Consider the following 16,843-nt stretch of genomic DNA (forward strand, 5'->3'; position numbering starts at 1 on the left):
GTCCGGGTTGCGCTTCGGCTCGGTCGGGCATAGCCCTGTCGGGCGCACAGGAGGACCCATGGCACAGACCCCGAACCGCAATATGTTCACGCGTGGCGCCAGGGATGGCCTGCCATTCATCCTCGTCATCGTGCCCTTCGGCATGCTTTTCGGCGTGGTGGCGACCGAGGCTGGGTTGGACCTTGCCCAGACAATGGCGATGACCGTTCTGGTGATCGCCGGCGCGTCACAATTCGCCGCCGTGAGCCAGATGGTCGATCAGGCGCCGATCTACATGGTGCTGGCCACGTCGCTGGCCGTGAACCTGCGGATGGCCATGTATTCCGCGTCGCTCGCCCCCCATCTGGGTGGCTTGCCGCTGTGGAAACGCGCAGTCGCGGCTTACTTCCTCGTCGATCAGAGCGGCGTCATGGGCATCGAGCGCTTCGAGGCCGAGCCGGAGCGAAGCATGGGCGAGAAGTTCGCCTACATGATGGGGCTCATCCTGCCGATCGCGCCACTTTGGTATCTGGGCACCTGGTTCGGCGCGGTCGTCGGCGGGCGCATTCCGGAGAGCTTCGCGCTCGATTTCGCGATGCCGATCACCTTCCTCGCCATGGTGGCGCCGGCGCTCAAGACGCTGGCGCATGTGGCCGCGGCGGTAACTTCGGTGGTGCTGGCGCTGGCGCTTGCCTGGATGCCCTATGGCTGGGGCCTCATCGTCGCGGCGGTCTGCGCGATGATCGCGGGATCGGTGGTCGAGGTCGCCATGGGGCGGAGGGCACGCGCATGAGCATTCCCGACAGCACGATCTGGATCGTCATCGTCCTTCTCGGCATCGGGACCTTCCTGATCCGGTTCAGCTTTCTGGGCCTCATCGGCGACCGGGAGCTTCCCGCCTGGGTGCTGCGGATGCTGCGCTATACGCCGGTCGCGGTCATTCCGGGGTTGGTGGCGCCGCTGGTCCTGTGGCCTGCCGCGACCGGGGGCGTGCCGGACCCGTCACGGCTCGCTGCCGCGGTGGTGACGCTGGGGGTAGGGGTCTGGACGAAGAACGTGCTCATGGCCATCATGACCGGGGCGGGCACGCTCTATCTTATGCTCTGGCTCGTGGGATAGGAGCGGCGCCGCGCCGCTCCACTGCGTGATCCCCTCGACCCTCAGCCCAGAAGGCGGCGCGCGATCACCTGCGCTTGAATCTCAGCTGCACCTTCGAAGATGTTGAGGATGCGCGCGTCGCAGAGGATGCGGCTGATCTGGTATTCCAGCGCAAAGCCGTTGCCGCCATGGATCTGCAACGCGTTGTCCGCACAGGCCCAGGCGACGCGGGCACCCAAAAGCTTGGCCATCCCGGCTTCGAGGTCGCAGCGCCGGTCGTGGTCCTTCTCCCAGGCCGAAAAATAGGTGAGCTGGCGCGCCACCATGATCTCGACAGCCATCATGGCGAGCTTGCCGGCGACGCGGGGAAACTCGATCAACGACTTGCCGAACTGCTTGCGGTCCATGGCATATTGCATCCCGACCTCCAGCGCCGATTGTGCCACGCCGATGGCGCGGGCGGCGGTCTGGATGCGGGCGCTCTCAAAGGTCTGCATGAGCTGCTTGAAGCCCTGACCTTCGACCCCGCCCAGAAGATTGGCGGCGGGCACCTTGAAGCCGTCGAACCCGAGCTCGTATTCCTTCATGCCGCGGTAGCCCAGAACCTCGATCTCGCCGCCGGTCATGCCGGGGGTCGGGAAGGGGTCGTCGTCCGTTCCCGGCGTCTTTTCCGCCAGAAACATCGACAGGCCCTTGTAGTCCGAGGTGTTCGGATCGGTCCGGGTGAGGAGCGTCATCACGCTCGCCCGCGCGGCATGGGTGATCCAGGTCTTGTTGCCGGTGACGAAGTAGTCGTCGCCCTCACGCACCGCGCGGGTGCGCAGGGAGCCGAGGTCCGAGCCGGTGTTGGGCTCGGTAAAAACGGCGGTGGGCAGAACCTCGCCCGCCGCGATCTTGGGCAGCCATTCGGCCTTCTGCTCGTCCGTGCCGCCCGCGAGGATCAGTTCGGCGGCGATCTCGGAACGGGTGCCAAGCGAGCCGACCCCGATATAGCCGCGCGACAGCTCTTCCGAGACCACGACCATCGAGGCCTTGGACAGGCCGAGCCCGCCGAGGTTCTCGGGGATCGTCAGCCCGAAAACGCCCATGTCGGCCAGCTCCTCGATCACCGACATCGGGATCAGCTCGTCCTTCAGGTGCCACTCATGAGCGAAGGGGGTCACGTTCTCGTCGGCATAGCGGCGGAACTGGTCGCGGATCATCTCCAGCTCTTCGTCGAGCCCGGTGGCGCCGAAGGTGGCGTGGCCCGCGTTGTCCTTCATCAGCGAGACGAGCCTCATCCGGGCGGCGGTCGTATTGCCCGCTTCCGTGACAGGGGCGGCAGCCTCGATCAGGCCGGCAAGATCGGCGGCGGTCAGGAACATGTCGGCGGGGCGCACGATTTCGTTTTGCGACATCGGAATACCGCCCGCGATCTGCATCACGTATTCGCCGAAGGCGATCTGGAGGATCAGGCGCTCCATTTCTCCCAGACGACCCTCGTCCACCAGTTTTTCGGCCCATTTCTGCATCTGGCGGAGGCTTTCCACATAGGTGGCGAGCCAGGACAGGCCGTGGGCGGCGGTCTGGTGTTCCTCGAGAAGCGCAGCGCTCACCTTGCCGCCGTCGGACACCGCCGCGCGCACGCGGTCGGTTGCAGTGGCGAGGAGATGTTCGGCCGGGGCGACGATGGCACCGGTCTTGGCGAGCAGGTCGTCGAGCAGGGGCTGGGTCATGATGGCGTCCTTCGGCATGTCATCCTCCGTCGCTGGCGCGTGTTGGGCGGCGTGAATCGGTCCAGTTGGTGATAGGTATTTTGCAGTTGCAGCGCAATATTAATTCGCAGTCGCAGCGAAACGCGCACGAAAATGTCGCGACAGATGAGCGCAGATTGGTGCTGCGCAGGTCGTCAGACAGGGTTAGGCAAGTCTCATGGATGCGACGCTCTTCTCCGACCTGCCCGTCTGGATGTTCCTGGCAGGCACGATGGTGCTCTTCATGGCCGGCTTCGTCAAAGGCGCGGTGGGTTTCGCCCTGCCGATGATCACGATTTCCGGGCTGGGGAGCTTTCTGCCCGCCGAACTGGCACTCGCGGTTCTGATCGCGCCGACCTTTGTCGCGAATGTCTGGCAGGCCTCGCGACAAGGATGGAGGGCGGCATTGGCCTCGGCCTGGCGCTTCCGGGTCTACCTGGGAATGGTCGTGCTTTTCATCTCGATCTCGGCCCAGCTTGTCGCGGTGATCCCCGACCGGGTTCTGTTCCTTGCCATCGGGGGGCCGCTGGTGGTCTTCGGGACCGTGCAACTCGTCGGCTGGACGCTGCGCCTGCGGTCTGACACGCGGACACGGGACGAAACGATCATTGGTGCCGTGGCGGGGTTCATCGGGGGCATGTCCGGGATCTGGGGGCCGCCCACCGTTCTTTACCTGACCGCCATCGACGCGCCCAAGGCCGAGGCGATGCGCGTGCAGGGGGTGATTTATGGTCTGGGCGCGGTCGTGCTCTTGCTGGCGCATCTGCGCTCGGGCGTGCTGAACGCGGAGACCTTGCCGTTGTCACTGGCTGCGGTCGTGCCGGCGCTGGTCGGGATGGGGCTTGGTTATCTGGTGCATGACCGGATGCCACAGGCGACCTTCCGTCGTGCGATGCTCTTCGTCCTTGTGATCGCGGGGCTGAACCTGATCCGGCGGGGGCTGATCGCCTGAGCCTCACATCATGAGCGAGGGACCCCGGCAGAGCGCGGGCGAGACGAGTGTGTCGTCCGGCGGCACCACGACGAAGGTCTTTCGGAGGACCTCGACCCCGTCGAGTTCGACGGCGAAGGACCATTCGCCCAGCACCACCTCGTAGGGATCGTCGAAGGTGAAGAGCGAGATCGAGGCGGAGAAATCGTTCACGATACTGTCGTAGCGTTCTTCAGTGGCGCCGGTGGGACCCATCGGCGGGTGCGAAGTCACGACGTCCACCACGCGCTCTCCCTGACCGGGTTCGAGCATGAATCGGATGCCGAAGCTGATGTCCAGGGTGCCGGGCACGATATTGCCGAAGAAATCCGGATGCACCTCGCCCTCGATCAATTCGATGAAGCCGCGTTCAGTGCCGGGGGCCTCGCGCTGTCCTGAACTTTCGCGCGGGCAGAAGATACCGAAATCCTCGAGGATCATGGGCGAAGTGACGTGATCGGCGGCCAATACCGGCGCGGGAGCAAGCACGAGAGACAGGGCGAGAGCGCGAATGGGAAACATGAAACGGCCTTCCGGGTTGGACCGACCTTCGACATTCGCCGCCCCCCTGTCACCCCCCAAATGCGAACGCCCCGCCGGATGGGCGGGGCGTTGCGGTCACCTTGCGGTGAAGTCCTAGCCGATGGCGGCGGCGCGCACGTCGTCGTCGATATAGGCTTCGTATTTCTCGAAGTTCTTCGCGAACATCTGCACGAGCTTCTCGGCCTGCGCGTCATAGGCCGATTTGTCGTCCCAGGTCCGGCGCGGGTCGAGCAGCACCTCGGCGACGCCGTCCACCTGCACCGGAACCTCGAAGCCGAAGTTCGCGTCCTTGCGGAATTCCACGTCGGACAGCGAGCCGTCGAGGGCGGCCGCGAGGAGCGCGCGGGTCGCCTTGATCGGCATCCGCGAGCCGGTGCCGTAGGCGCCGCCGGTCCAGCCGGTGTTCACAAGCCAGCAGGTCGCGCCATGCTTGGCGATCTTGCCTTGCAGGAGCTTGCCGTATTCTTCGGGCCGACGCGGCATGAAGGGCGCGCCGAAGCAGGTCGAGAAAGTCGGGATCGGTTCGGTCACGCCGACTTCGGTGCCCGGGGTTTTCGATGTGAAGCCCGAGAGGAAATGATACATCGCCTGCGCCGGGGTCAGCCGCGCGATGGGCGGCAGCACGCCATAGGCATCGCAGGTCAGCATGATGATGTTCTTGGGATGACCGCCAAGCGAGGTCGCCGACGCGTTGGAGATATAGTCCAGCGGATAGGCACAGCGCATGTTGTCGGTGATCGAGTTGTCTTCGAAGTCCAGTTCCTTGGTGTCTTCGTCATAGACCATGTTCTCGATCACGGTGCCGAACATCGAGCAGGTGTTGTAGATCTCGGGCTCGGCTTCGGCCGAGAGGTTGATCGTTTTCGCGTAGCAGCCGCCTTCGAAGTTGAAGGTGCCGCGGTCCGACCAGCCGTGTTCGTCGTCACCGATGAGCACGCGGGTGGGATCGGCCGAGAGCGTCGTCTTGCCGGTGCCGGAGAGGCCGAAGAAGATCGCGGTGTCGACCGGGTTGCCCGGAGCGTGGTTGGCCGAGCAATGCATCGGCATGATGCCACGCTCGGGCAGGATGTAGTTGAGAAGCGTGAAAACCGACTTCTTGTTCTCGCCCGCGTATTCGGTACCGCCGATGAGGATGATCTTCTTCTCGAAGTTGAGCGCGATCACGGTTTCCGACCGGCAGCCATGCTTCGCGGCATCGGCTTTAAACGACGGGCAGTTGATGATGGTGAACTCAGGCACGAAGTCATCCAGCTCCGACCGCTCGGGGCGGCGCAACATGTGACGGATGAAGAGATTATGCCAGGCCAGTTCGGTCACGAGGCGCACGTCGAGACGGTTGGCCGGATCGGCCCCGCCGAAGAGGTCCTGCACGAAATAGTCACGGCCCTTCATGTGCTCGATCATGTCGGCATAGAGCAGGTCGAACTTCGCCGGATCCATCGGCGGGTTGTTTTCCCACCAGATCGAATCCTTCACGTTCTCGGTTTCGACGACGAATTTGTCCTTGGGCGACCGTCCGGTATGTTTGCCGGTCGAGACGAGCATCGTGCCGCCTTTGCCAAGATGACCTTCACCACGCTTCAGGGATTCTTCGATCAGCGCCGGTTCGATCAGGTTGTAATAGACGTTGCCAAGTCCCGCGATGCCTTGCTCTTCCAAACGGTAAGAAGGGTTCACCCGTCCAATGGTCATCGGTTTGCTCCTCGCGCCGGTCAGGCCGGCCAGATGTTTCCAAAGAGACGCCCCGTTTCGTGGCCATGGTCCAGGTGGGCCAGAGAAACGCCGGGACTCGCCCTTGCCCGCAACAGGCAGAACGTGGCCCCGTATTACATGTCGTTTTTGTGACTGAACAGGGCGCTTTGAAACGTTAGCGATACCATTTACCCTGTTTGCGCAACCAAGTGTCGCCCCCGGCCCGAGGCCCCTCCGGGGCTGCCAAAATCAGGCCAATATTAACAAGTAGTGGTGCCCAATGGACTCACTGACTGTGCCGATTCGCAGTTGCTTATTGATTCCGGAATGGAAACGGGATTCTATGAACGCAAAAAATTGGCACAAAACGAGCAGCATAAGGATCCCTCTATATGTCGAGGATTGCATTGGTTGACGACGACAGGAACATCCTGACGTCGGTTTCGATGACTCTGGAGGCCGAGGGCTTCGAGGTCGAAACCTACAACGACGGCCAACAGGCATTGGACGCCTTCAACAAGAAGCTCCCCGATATGGCCGTCTTCGACATCAAGATGCCCCGCATGGACGGCATGGACCTGCTTCAGCGGGTGCGCCAGAAAACCAACATGCCGGTGATCTTCCTCACCTCCAAGGACGACGAGATCGACGAGGTTCTGGGCCTGCGCATGGGCGCTGACGACTATGTGAAGAAACCGTTTTCCCAGCGTCTTCTGGTCGAACGCATCCGGGCGCTCCTGCGCCGTCAGGAAGCGATCGAAGGCGTGGTCATGCCGGACACCGAGGAAAACAAGGTCATGCAGCGCGGCCAGCTGACCATGGATCCGCTGCGTCACGCGGTGACCTGGAAAGGGCGCGACGTGTCGCTCACCGTGACCGAGTTCCTGCTCTTGCAGGCGCTCGCGCAGCGGCCCGGCTTCGTGAAATCCCGGGATCAGCTCATGGACGTGGCCTATGACGATCAGGTCTATGTGGACGACCGTACCATCGACAGCCACATCAAGCGGCTGCGGAAAAAGATGCGGACGGTGGACGACGAATTCTCGGCGATTGAGACGCTTTACGGCATCGGTTACCGTTACAACGAAGAATAAGTTCGCGGCACGAGAGCAGGAGTAACCTTGGTGCGCGATACGCAAGCGAGCCATGACGGCGCCGATGTGGTGCTGGGCGAGGATTGGGTCGACCCCCAGTCCAACGCCGACAGCGCTCTGCTGGACCGACGGTCGCGACGCAAGATCTCCATCAACCGCTCGCCGCTCGCCCGCAAGATCATCACCTTCAATCTCTTGGGTCTCGTCGTCCTCGTGGCTGGCGTGCTGTACCTCAACCCGGTGCGCGACAGCCTCGTCGCCCAGCGGGAGCGCGCCATGGTGGCCACGGCCGAACTGGTCGCCGAGGTGTTCGAAGTGCACCAGACCCTGTCCGCAACTCCGGCGGGCACGCCAGGCGACGGCGACACGGACACCCCTGCGCCGGCCGTTGGACTGACGCCGGAACTGGTGCGCGTGATCCTGTCGGAAACCGGAATCCGGGACGGCGGCGAAATCACGGTCTTCGACGGGGCGGGCAATGTGCTGGCCACAAACGAGGGCATGGAACGCGCGCAACCCGAGGTGCTCGGGCTGAAGGGGGACGAACGCTCGACCATCATCACCGACTTCCTGTCCAATATCTGGGAAGCGGTCGCGGGGCTTATCGCAGCGCGCACCAACGACGCGCCGATCCCGGTCGACAATGTGGCTCTGGCGACCGAGCTTTTGCCGGACGTCTACGAAGGCAATACCCGCATCATGGGAGGCCAGGACGCAACGGGAGCCACGCGGTTCACGGTGGTAACGCCGATCACCATCGCGGGAGAGGTGCAGGGGGCGGTCGCCCTCACCTCGGTCGGGGGCGAACTTGACGCGCTGGTCCGGGCAGAGCGCGAACAGGTGCTCCAGATGTTCGTGATCGCCATCCTCGTGTCCATTGGCCTGTCGCTGGTGCTCGCCTCGACCATCGCGAACCCGCTCGCCGATCTGGCCGCCGCCGCCGAAATCGGACGCGACCGCAACAATGGTCAGGTGAACGCGGGCCGGGTGCGTATTCCCGACCTGTCGGGCCGGCCCGACGAAATCGGACGTCTGTCCAAGGCCCTGCGCGGCATGGTCGCGGCGCTTTATGACCGTATCGACGCGAACGAACAATTCGCCGCCGACGTGGCGCATGAGATCAAGAACCCGCTCGCCTCGCTGCGGTCCGCGGTGGGCACGCTGCGTGTGGCCAAGAAGGAAGAACAACGCGACCGACTGCTCGACGTCATCGACCATGACGTGCGGCGTCTGGATCGGCTGGTAAGCGACATCTCCAATGCCTCGCGCCTCGACAGCGAGCTGGTGAAGGAAGAGGAGGAGAGCTTCGATCTTCTCAAGATGATCCGCAACCTGACCGAGTACCTGGGCGGCGAAGCCCAGTCCAAGGGCGTGGACTTCATCTCCGATCTGCCCGCCGATCCGATCGTCATTTCGGGGCTCGAGGCGCGGCTTGCGCAGGTCTTCGTCAACCTGATTACCAATGCGCTGTCCTTCTGCGAAGAGGGCGACGCGATCCGCGTCTGGGCGCGGCATCGTGACAATCGCGTGCTCGTGGTCGTGGAAGACACCGGCCCCGGCATTCCCGAAGAGGCGCTGACCAAGATCTTCAACCGCTTCTATTCCGAACGGCCCGAAGGCCAGTTCGGCAACAACTCGGGCCTCGGGCTCGCGATCTCCAAGCAGATCGTCGAGGCCCATGGCGGCGTGATCTGGGCCGAGAACATCCGCCCCACCGACGCCGACATCACGTCGGAACCGCTGGGCGCGCGCTTCGTCGTGGGTCTTCCGACCTGATGGACATCCCCAAGGGGGCAGGATTCCTGCACGCGTCCTCGGTCGCGGTGGAGGGACGTGGCCTGCTGATCCGGGGTGGCTCGGGAACCGGGAAATCGAGCCTCGCGCTCGACCTTGTCACGCGCGGCGCACAGCTGATTTCGGATGACATCACGCGGATCGACCCCGGACCCGATGGTTGGCCGATCCTTACGGGCACCGGCCGAATGGAAGGCGTGATCGAAGCGCGGGGTGTCGGGCTCCTGCGCGTTCCACATGCGAACCGGGCCCCTCTGGCGCTCGTCATCGAGATGGACGTTCCGGAAACCGACCGTCTGCCCCCTGAACGGTCCGCCGAGGTCGCCGGCTGCCAGGTGCCCTGCCTCCATCGGGTTGACAATGCGTCCTTCCCCGCCGCCATCTGGGCGCTCATGACCGGAGGGCGGGCGAGATGAACGACAACGACTACAGCCCGCCACGCGTGGTGCTGGTCACCGGGCCGTCCGGCGCAGGGCGTTCCACGGCGATCCGGGCGCTCGAGGACGTGGGCTTCGAGGTCATCGACAACCTGCCCCTGTCCTTCATCCCGCGCCTTCTGGCCAGCCCGCATGACCACCCCATCGCCCTGGGCATCGACGTGCGCAACAGGGAGTTTTCGACGGCGGCGGTGCTCGACCTGATCGAAGGGGTCGAGCAGGAGCCGAACGGGCGGGCCGAGGTGCTCTACCTCGATTGCCGGCCCGAGGTCCTTGCACAGAGATTCTCGGAAACCCGCCGTCGCCATCCGCTTTCCCCCGACGAAACCCCCGCCGCCGGCATCGCGCGCGAGATCGATCTGCTCGAGCCCATCAAGCTGCGGGCGGATGCACTGATCGACACTTCTGAAATGACGCCGCACGACCTGAAGTCCGAGGTCCAACGCCAATTCTCGACCAACGACGCGGATCTGTCGCTGTCGATCCAGAGTTTTTCCTACAAGCGTGGCCTTCCGCGCGGGCTCGACCTCGTGTTCGACGTGCGTTTCCTGCGCAATCCCCATTGGGATGCGGCGCTGCGCCCTTTGACCGGGCTCGACCCGGCGGTTCAGGCTTTTGTCGTCGAAGATCCCCGGTTTGCGCCGTTCTTCGACAAGGTCAGCGATCTTGTCACTTTTCTCCTGCCGGCCTATGCCGCCGAGGGGAAATCGCATCTGGCCATCGGATTCGGCTGCACCGGGGGGCGTCACCGTTCGGTTACCCTTGCGGAAACTATGGCCAAGGCCCTTGCAGACAAGGGGGGGCAAGTGTCAATTAGGCATCGGGAGCTTGAACGTCATGGGGACGATCGCCGGAATGGCGCACGTACGGGCAGTGGCGCATAGAGCAGGGACCAAAGGTCGAGGTTTGAGCGCGTGATCGGTATCGTGATCGTGGCGCATGGCGGACTTGCCAGCGAATATCTTTCTGCCGTCGAGCACGTCGTCGGCAAGATGGAGGGAGTCCGCGCGATCCGTATCGCAGCAGATTGTGACAGGACCATAAAGAAAGACGAAATCATGGCTGCCGCTGACGCCGTCGACTCGGGCGACGGCGTGATCGTCGTGGTGGACATGTTCGGCGGTTCGCCTTCGAACCTGTCCTTGCCGGCCTGCACCGGCCAGAACCGCAAGATCCTTTACGGCGCAAACCTGCCGATGCTTGTCAAGCTGGCCAAATCCCGGCATGGGACCGTGGAAGAAGCGACCCGCGCGGCACTTGCGGCGGGTCGCAAATACATCGACGCCATCGACGGCGCCACATCCTAGGAGACCGTCGGAGATGACCACCTCGCTTGCTCGCAAGATGAAAATCGTGAACGAAAAGGGCCTTCATGCACGGGCCAGCGCGAAATTCGTCGAAGTGGTAGAGAACCACAATGCCCGCGCCCGCGTATCCAAGGATGGGATGGAGGCGGAAGGCGACTCGATCATGGGACTTCTCATGCTGGCGGCGAGCCGGGGCAGCGAGATCGAGGTCGAAACCTCCGGACCCGACGCCGAGGCACTCATCGCCGCGCTGGATGCGCTGGTGGCTGACAAGTTTGGCGAAGGCATGTAGAACAGAGTGCCACGAGAGTCGGAACAGCAGGGGGCACCCCTTTTGGAACAATCGGTCAAGAACATCGCACCCGGCGCTGCCTCGCGCAGGACGCAGCGTGCGCGTGGGACAAAGGCCATGACCGACGTCTCGCATAGCCCGGAACGGCCTGCCGCGAACCACACCTATTCCAAGCGTGATCTGACCTATGCCAACACCTTCGACAACAAGGTGCAGGAGCATCTGATCCGCTTCATGGAGATGCTGACCGGCAAGTTGAAGATCTTCCAGATGATCCGCCGGTTTGAACGGCTCGGCGCGCCCACCGGCATCGACTTCTGGTCAGGCGCGCTCAAGGCGATGCGGATCGACATCCTGACGCCCGAGGAGCAATTCGCCAACATCCCCAAGACCGGGCCCGTCGTCGTGGTCGCGAACCACACCCATGGGCTGGTCGATGGCATGATCATGGCCGAGCTCATAGCTCGGGTGCGGCCCGATTTCCAGATCCTGACCCGTTCGGTCCTGACCGGGCTGGACGAGGTGGCGAGCTCCTTCCTGATCCCGGTGCCCTTCCCGCATGACCCGGAAGCCCAGGAAAAAGGTGTGGAAATGCGCAAGCAGGCGATGGAGCGGCTGAAGTCCGGCGGCGTGATCGCCGTCTTCCCCTCGGGCGTGGTCGCGGCGTCGGAAACCTGGTTCGGCAAACCGGTCGAAAAAGAGTGGAACCTGTTCACCGCCCAGCTCATCCGCCGGTCCGGAGCCGAGGTCGTGCCGATCCACTTCCACGGCCACAACACCCGCGCCTACAACATCGCGAACAAGGTCTCGGCCACCCTGCGGCAGGGGCTCCTGATCCACGAGATCGTCCGGGCCTGCAACATGCCGCACAGCCCGACCATCGGTGCGCCCTTGAGCGACGAGCAGAAAGAACGGCTGACGTCCGATCCGCGCGGGTTCATCGCCTGGCTCAGGGAGCATACCCTGTCCCTGTCGCACTGAGGTTCCTGACGGATCAGCGGGTCGGCACCGGCGTGTCGCCGCGGTAGTCGTAAAACCCCCGCCCGGTCTTGCGCCCGAGCCAGCCGGCCTCCACGTATTTCGTCAGCAGAGGGCAGGGCCGATACTTGGTGTCGGCCAACCCGTCGTGCAGCACGTTCATGATCGCGAGACAGGTGTCGAGCCCGATGAAATCGGCGAGCTCCAGCGGCCCCATCGGGTGGTTCGCGCCCAGCTTCATGGACTCGTCGATGGATTTCACGGAACCCACGCCCTCATAGAGGGTATAGACCGCCTCGTTGATCATCGGCATGAGGATGCGGTTCACGATGAAGGCCGGGAAGTCCTCGGCACTGGCCGCGGTCTTGCCGATGTTTTCCACGACCTTGAGGCAGGCTTCGAAGGTGGACTGATCGGTGGCAATGCCCCGGATCAACTCGACGAGCTGCATCACGGGCACCGGGTTCATGAAGTGGAAGCCCATGAACTTCTCGGGCCGGTCCGTGCGCGAGGCGAGCCTCGTGATCGAGATCGAAGAGGTGTTCGAGGTCAGGATCGTCTCGGGTTTGAGATGCGGGATGAGATCCTCGAAGATGGCCTGCTTCACGGTCTCGCGCTCCGTGGCCGCTTCGATGATGAGGTCGCTCGGTCCAAGATCGGTGAGCTTGAGCGTCGTCGTGATGCGGCCCATGGCGGCGGCCTTCTCGCCTGCCGTAATCTTTTCACGCGCCACCTGGCGTTCGAGGTTCTTGTCGATAAGGGCGATCGCAGCGGTCAGCGCGTCCTGGTTCACGTCGGTGAGCTGCACCTGATAGCCGGCCAGCGCCAGCACATGCGCGATGCCATTGCCCATCTGGCCCGCGCCCACGACGCCCACTGTCTCGATTGCCATATGTCACCTCTTTTCCGTCCCGGCGACAATAGGCCCCGGCATCGTGCCGCCGCAAGGGGCGAAGCCATTAACCAGATATGCAGAAGTCAGTCCCGTAACCGGCGTGACCGGGGGCGCGATTAGGGATTTCGAAAGCCTTTGCGCGCAGGTTCGATACCGGGTGAAAGTAATGGAGTGGGTGGAATGACCTATGATAACCTCGGTGTCACTGCCGTTGACTATATGCCATGCCGTTATGGCAAATCGAAACTGCTGTTCCGCGGGCCGAAACGCAAGCTGGAGCCGCCCTATGTGGCGGTGCTGGGCGGCACGGAAACCTACGGCAAATTCGTCGAACTGCCCTATCCCGAATTGACCGAGGGCGTGCTGGACATGCCGGTGGTGAATCTTGGCTGCATCAATGCGGGGATCGACGTTTTTACGAACGACCGGACCGTGATCGACATCTGTTCCAAGGCGGACGCGACGGTGATCCAGCTTACCGGGGCCCAGAACATGTCGAACCGGTTCTACGCGGTGCACCCGCGGCGCAACGACCGGTTTCTCAGGGCCTCGAACCTTCTCAAGACGATCTACCGGGACGTGGACTTCACCGAGTTCCACTTCACACGGCACCTGCTCAGCACCCTGCGCACCGCCTCGGCGGACAAGTTTGCCATGGTCGAGCAGGAGCTGAAGGAAGCCTGGGTCGCGCGGATGAAGACGCTCATCGCGCGGATCGACAGCCGGGTGGTGCTTCTTTGGCTCGCCGGACACAGTCCCGACCTTCCGGTTACGGACACGGCCCATGGCGCCGATCCGCTTTTCGTCGACCGCGACATGATCGACGCGATAAGACCCTATGTCGAAGACGTGGTCGAGGTCGTCGTCACGGCGGAACAGATCGCCGATGGGTTCGCAGGACTTGCCTTCGGCGAATTCGAAGAGGCGGCGGCGCGTGGCATGTTGGGGACCGTCGCCCATGCCAGGGCGGCCTCGGCGCTCAACGTCTCGCTCCGTCGTATCCTTTAGGCGCGGACCCGCGCGCAAACGAAAAGGCCCGCCTGTTGGCGGGCCTTCTGCATTGCCGGTCGCGCGTGCTTCAGAGCTTCTCGATGAGCTCCGGCACGACGGTGAAGAGATCGCCCACGAGGCCGTAGTCTGCGACCTGGAAGATCGGGGCCTCTTCGTCCTTGTTGATCGCGACGATGATCTTGGAGTCCTTCATGCCCGCGAGGTGCTGGATCGCGCCCGAGATGCCGACGGCGACATATAGATCGGGGGCGACGACCTTGCCGGTCTGGCCGACCTGCCAGTCGTTGGGCGCAAAGCCCGAGTCGACCGCCGCGCGGCTCGCGCCCACGGCGGCGCCAAGTTTGTCCGCGAGCTTCTCGATCAGCGCGAAGTCCTCTTCGGACCCGACGCCACGGCCACCCGACACGACGATGCCTGCCGAGGTCAGCTCCGGACGGTCGCTTTCGGCCACCTTGTCCTCGACCCAGGACGACAGGCCGGAGGCCGCCGGTGCGTCGATGGTTTCGACCGAGGCGGATCCGCCGTCACCTGCCGCGTCGAAGGTCGAGGTGCGGAAGGTGATAACCTTTTTCTCATCTTTCGACTTTACCGTCTGGATGGCGTTCCCGGCATAGACCGGACGCTCGAATGTATCGGCATCCACGACAGCGGAGGCATCGGAAATCACCATCACATCCAGCAGGGCTGCGACACGCGGGAAGATGTTCTTGGCATCCGTCGTGGCCGGCGCGACGATGTGGGAATAATCGCTAGCCAGCGACACGATCAGGTCTGCGGTGGCTTCCGCCAGCCGGTGACCGAGACTGTCGCCCTCGGCCACGAGGACCTTGGCCACGCCGTCGATCTTGGCAGCGGCTTCACCGGCTTGAGCGGCGGACGATCCGGCGCAGAGCACGGTCACGTCGCCCAATGCCTTGGCGGCGGTGACGGCCTTCGCGGTCGCATCGACCGACAGTTCGCCATTGTTGACTTCACCGAGGAGAAGAACAGCCATCAGATAGCCCCCGCTTCTTTGAGTTTCGACACAAGCTCGTCGACGCTTTCAACCTTGATGCCCGCGGACCGGGTCGGCGGCTCGGAGGTCTTGACGATTTCCAGACGGGGCGACACGTCGACGCCGTAGTCGGCGGCGGTCTTTTCATCCAGCGGCTTCTTCTTGGCCTTCATGATATTGGGCAAGCTCGCATAGCGCGGCTCGTTCAGGCGCAGGTCGGCGGTCACGATGCAGGGCAGCTTGACCTCGATGGTCTGAAGCCCGCCATCGACTTCGCGGGTCACTTTCGCGCTGTCGCCGTCAATCTCCAGCTCCGAGGCAAAGGTCGCCTGACCCCAGCCGAGCAGCGCGGACAGCATCTGGCCGGTCGCGTTCATGTCGTTGTCGATCGCCTGTTTGCCCGCGATGACGAGCTTGGGCTGTTCCTCATCGACCACGGCCTTGAGGATCTTGGCCACCGCCAGCGGCTCGATGTCCTGGTGCACGTCGTCCGCAGCCACCACGAGGATCGCGCGGTCGGCCCCCATGGCCAGCGCCGTGCGCAGGGTTTCCTGCGCCTGCTTGACGCCAATGGACACGACCACGACCTCCTCGGCCTTGCCCGCTTCCTTCAGCCGGATCGCCTCTTCCACCGCGATCTCGTCGAAGGGGTTCATCGACATCTTGACGTTAGCGAGATCGACCCCGGAGCCATCGGATTTAACCTTGGCCTTCACGTTGTAGTCGATCACGCGCTTCACAGGCACGAGCACCTTCATGAGCGGTTTCTCCCTATTTGGCCCCTTGGCAATCGCTCGGGGCGTTCAAGTCTGGTGCATGGTGTAGCGGGTCGTCGTCCCGTTTCACAATGCCAAAGCGACATAAATTGACCTGACGACGCCGCGTTTCGCCAAGTTAATGTATACGTAAAATACAATATACGTATGCAAAACTTCTGTTAGCGTCTGACAGTCTGCAACCTGACCTGACGTGAGAAGTTATCTAGGCTGGGACAGGAGAATCACGGAGGAAAGGATATGACTGACCTGCCGGACCCGGACATCGTCGACGCCGCGCCGCGGCTGCTCGTCGGTGTGGTCGATGATTACACGCTCGATCGCCGTGGCGAGATCCCGAATTTGTATCATCGGTTCTTCGATATCGCGGAGAAATTCGATGCCGTGACCGACCATGTCCTCTATGGTGTGTCGATGAACGCGCAGCCGGACGGGAGCTTTCGCTACGGCGTCGGCTGGGAGGTGGCGCGCGAAATCGACCTGCCCGAGGGGGCCAGTTTCATGTCTTTGGTCGGTGGCACCTACGCGGTCTTCACGCTCCACATCGCGCCTGTCGACCTCCCCAGTCACTTCGATGCGATCTTTGCGCGCTGGCTTCCGGAGGCGCATGTGGCCCAACGCGAAGGCGCGGTCTTCGAGCGATACCTGAGCGAGCCGGACGCGCAGACCGGGACGATGACCGTAGAAATCTGGGTGCCGGTCGCCGACTGACAGTTATCCGCCCTGCTTCAGAAGCCGCTGTTTCTGGCGGTTCCAGTCGGATTTCGCCTCGTCCGCGCGCTTGTCGTGCAGCTTCTTGCCCTTGGCGATGCCGATTTTGATCTTCGCAATGCCCTTGTGGTTGAAGTAAAGCACCAGCGGCACGAGCGTCATGCCCTCGCGCTGGGTCGCTTTCCACATGCGGGCAAGCTCCTTGCGGCTGGCGAGCAGCTTGCGGCGACGACGTTCCTCATGCCCCCACGTCTTGGCCTGTTCGTAGGGCGCAATATGGGCGTTCACGAGCCAAAGTTCGCCGTTCTCCACCGCGGCATAGCTTTCGGCGATATGGGTGCCGCCGATCCGCATGGATTTCACCTCGGACCCCATGAGCACGATGCCGCATTCGAGGTCATCATCGATAGCGTAATCATACCGGGCCCGCCGGTTCTCGGCGATTACCTTGTAGTTCTTGTCGTCGTCTTTTTTGGCCATGGTCCCCCCATATAGGCGGCCAGAGCGGGTTGGGGAAGGGGCGGGACGCCCCTTGACGC

Annotated in this window: 19 protein-coding genes; 12 read left to right on the forward strand and 7 right to left on the reverse strand. The window is 63.2% G+C overall.

Annotated features, from left to right (window positions below):
• The first annotated feature begins 58 nt into the window (after positions 1 to 58).
• Positions 59 to 772: an AzlC family ABC transporter permease gene (locus KJP29_RS02900; protein WP_218462045.1), complete on the forward strand. Its 714-nt coding sequence runs from the start codon at positions 59 to 61 to the stop codon at positions 770 to 772.
• The gene (locus KJP29_RS02905) at positions 769 to 1,098 is read left to right on the forward strand and encodes an AzlD domain-containing protein (protein WP_218462046.1); all 330 of its coding nucleotides are present in this window, start codon (positions 769 to 771) and stop codon (positions 1,096 to 1,098) included. The genes KJP29_RS02900 and KJP29_RS02905 overlap by 4 nt, the downstream gene beginning before the upstream one ends.
• A 41-nt stretch (positions 1,099 to 1,139) precedes the next feature.
• Here the strand turns inward: KJP29_RS02905 and KJP29_RS02910 are convergent, their stop codons facing one another.
• Positions 1,140 to 2,810: an acyl-CoA dehydrogenase family protein gene (locus tag KJP29_RS02910; protein ID WP_218462047.1), complete on the reverse strand. Its 1,671-nt coding sequence runs from the start codon at positions 2,808 to 2,810 to the stop codon at positions 1,140 to 1,142.
• 178 nt (positions 2,811 to 2,988) lie between these two features.
• On the opposite strand from KJP29_RS02910, the gene KJP29_RS02915 reads away from it, so the two are divergent.
• Entirely contained in the window at positions 2,989 to 3,762 is a 774-nt protein-coding gene (locus KJP29_RS02915; protein ID WP_218462048.1) for a sulfite exporter TauE/SafE family protein, read from the forward strand.
• 3 nt (positions 3,763 to 3,765) lie between these two features.
• Here KJP29_RS02915 and KJP29_RS02920 read toward each other — a convergent pair whose 3' ends face one another.
• Positions 3,766 to 4,302, reverse strand: coding sequence for a DUF3859 domain-containing protein (locus KJP29_RS02920; RefSeq protein ID WP_218462049.1), 537 nt, complete (start codon positions 4,300 to 4,302; stop codon positions 3,766 to 3,768).
• 114 nt (positions 4,303 to 4,416) lie between these two features.
• Positions 4,417 to 6,015 carry a phosphoenolpyruvate carboxykinase gene (locus KJP29_RS02925; protein WP_218462050.1) on the reverse strand — a complete coding sequence of 533 codons (1,599 nt, stop codon included), beginning with the start codon at positions 6,013 to 6,015 and terminating at the stop codon, positions 4,417 to 4,419.
• A gap of 392 nt (positions 6,016 to 6,407) precedes the next feature.
• Here KJP29_RS02925 and KJP29_RS02930 point away from each other — a divergent pair, with 392 nt between their 5' ends.
• The 7 genes from KJP29_RS02930 to KJP29_RS02960 all read left to right on the forward strand — a co-directional run bounded on the left by KJP29_RS02930 (position 6,408) and on the right by KJP29_RS02960 (position 11,920).
• Positions 6,408 to 7,109, forward strand: coding sequence for a response regulator transcription factor (locus tag KJP29_RS02930; protein WP_218462051.1), 702 nt, complete (start codon positions 6,408 to 6,410; stop codon positions 7,107 to 7,109).
• Between the two features lie 30 nt (positions 7,110 to 7,139).
• Positions 7,140 to 8,885: a sensor N-terminal transmembrane domain-containing protein gene (locus tag KJP29_RS02935; protein ID WP_370630762.1), complete on the forward strand. Its 1,746-nt coding sequence runs from the start codon at positions 7,140 to 7,142 to the stop codon at positions 8,883 to 8,885.
• Entirely contained in the window at positions 8,885 to 9,319 is a 435-nt protein-coding gene (locus KJP29_RS02940; protein ID WP_218462052.1) for an HPr kinase/phosphorylase, read from the forward strand. The genes KJP29_RS02935 and KJP29_RS02940 overlap by 1 nt, the downstream gene beginning before the upstream one ends.
• Positions 9,316 to 10,224, forward strand: a complete 909-nt coding sequence (gene rapZ / locus KJP29_RS02945; protein ID WP_218462053.1) for an RNase adapter RapZ — start codon at positions 9,316 to 9,318, stop codon at positions 10,222 to 10,224. The genes KJP29_RS02940 and rapZ overlap by 4 nt, the downstream gene beginning before the upstream one ends.
• Before the next feature lie 30 nt (positions 10,225 to 10,254).
• Positions 10,255 to 10,647 carry a PTS fructose transporter subunit IIA gene (locus tag KJP29_RS02950; RefSeq protein ID WP_218462054.1) on the forward strand — a complete coding sequence of 131 codons (393 nt, stop codon included), beginning with the start codon at positions 10,255 to 10,257 and terminating at the stop codon, positions 10,645 to 10,647.
• A 13-nt stretch (positions 10,648 to 10,660) separates the two neighbouring features.
• Positions 10,661 to 10,939 (forward strand): HPr family phosphocarrier protein, encoded by a 279-nt coding sequence (locus KJP29_RS02955; RefSeq protein ID WP_218462055.1) that lies wholly within the window; start codon positions 10,661 to 10,663, stop codon positions 10,937 to 10,939.
• Between the two features lie 117 nt (positions 10,940 to 11,056).
• On the forward strand, positions 11,057 to 11,920 hold the full coding sequence (locus KJP29_RS02960; RefSeq protein WP_218462056.1) for a lysophospholipid acyltransferase family protein: 864 nt from the start codon (positions 11,057 to 11,059) through the stop codon (positions 11,918 to 11,920).
• Between the two features lie 13 nt (positions 11,921 to 11,933).
• Here the strand turns inward: KJP29_RS02960 and KJP29_RS02965 are convergent, their stop codons facing one another.
• Complete coding sequence (locus tag KJP29_RS02965; protein ID WP_218462057.1) at positions 11,934 to 12,809, reverse strand: 3-hydroxybutyryl-CoA dehydrogenase; 876 nt, start codon at positions 12,807 to 12,809, stop codon at positions 11,934 to 11,936.
• 183 nt (positions 12,810 to 12,992) lie between these two features.
• On the opposite strand from KJP29_RS02965, the gene KJP29_RS02970 reads away from it, so the two are divergent.
• Positions 12,993 to 13,820 carry a DUF6473 family protein gene (locus KJP29_RS02970; protein WP_218462059.1) on the forward strand — a complete coding sequence of 276 codons (828 nt, stop codon included), beginning with the start codon at positions 12,993 to 12,995 and terminating at the stop codon, positions 13,818 to 13,820.
• 70 nt (positions 13,821 to 13,890) lie between these two features.
• On the opposite strand, the gene KJP29_RS02975 is transcribed toward KJP29_RS02970, so the two are convergent.
• Together KJP29_RS02975 and KJP29_RS02980 are read right to left on the reverse strand one after the other, a co-directional pair.
• Positions 13,891 to 14,817: an electron transfer flavoprotein subunit alpha/FixB family protein gene (locus KJP29_RS02975; protein ID WP_218462060.1), complete on the reverse strand. Its 927-nt coding sequence runs from the start codon at positions 14,815 to 14,817 to the stop codon at positions 13,891 to 13,893.
• The gene (locus KJP29_RS02980) at positions 14,817 to 15,575 is read right to left on the reverse strand and encodes an electron transfer flavoprotein subunit beta/FixA family protein (RefSeq protein WP_218462061.1); all 759 of its coding nucleotides are present in this window, start codon (positions 15,573 to 15,575) and stop codon (positions 14,817 to 14,819) included. The genes KJP29_RS02975 and KJP29_RS02980 overlap by 1 nt, the downstream gene beginning before the upstream one ends.
• Before the next feature lie 258 nt (positions 15,576 to 15,833).
• Here KJP29_RS02980 and KJP29_RS02985 point away from each other — a divergent pair, with 258 nt between their 5' ends.
• The gene (locus KJP29_RS02985; RefSeq protein ID WP_218462062.1) at positions 15,834 to 16,304 is read left to right on the forward strand and encodes a GyrI-like domain-containing protein; all 471 of its coding nucleotides are present in this window, start codon (positions 15,834 to 15,836) and stop codon (positions 16,302 to 16,304) included.
• Between the two features lie 3 nt (positions 16,305 to 16,307).
• Here the strand turns inward: KJP29_RS02985 and smpB are convergent, their stop codons facing one another.
• Positions 16,308 to 16,784 (reverse strand): SsrA-binding protein SmpB, encoded by a 477-nt coding sequence (gene smpB / locus KJP29_RS02990; RefSeq protein ID WP_218462063.1) that lies wholly within the window; start codon positions 16,782 to 16,784, stop codon positions 16,308 to 16,310.
• Positions 16,785 to 16,843 lie beyond the last annotated feature (59 nt).

The organism is Maritimibacter sp. DP1N21-5, from assembly GCF_019218295.1.
Lineage (GTDB): Bacteria > Pseudomonadota > Alphaproteobacteria > Rhodobacterales > Rhodobacteraceae > Maritimibacter.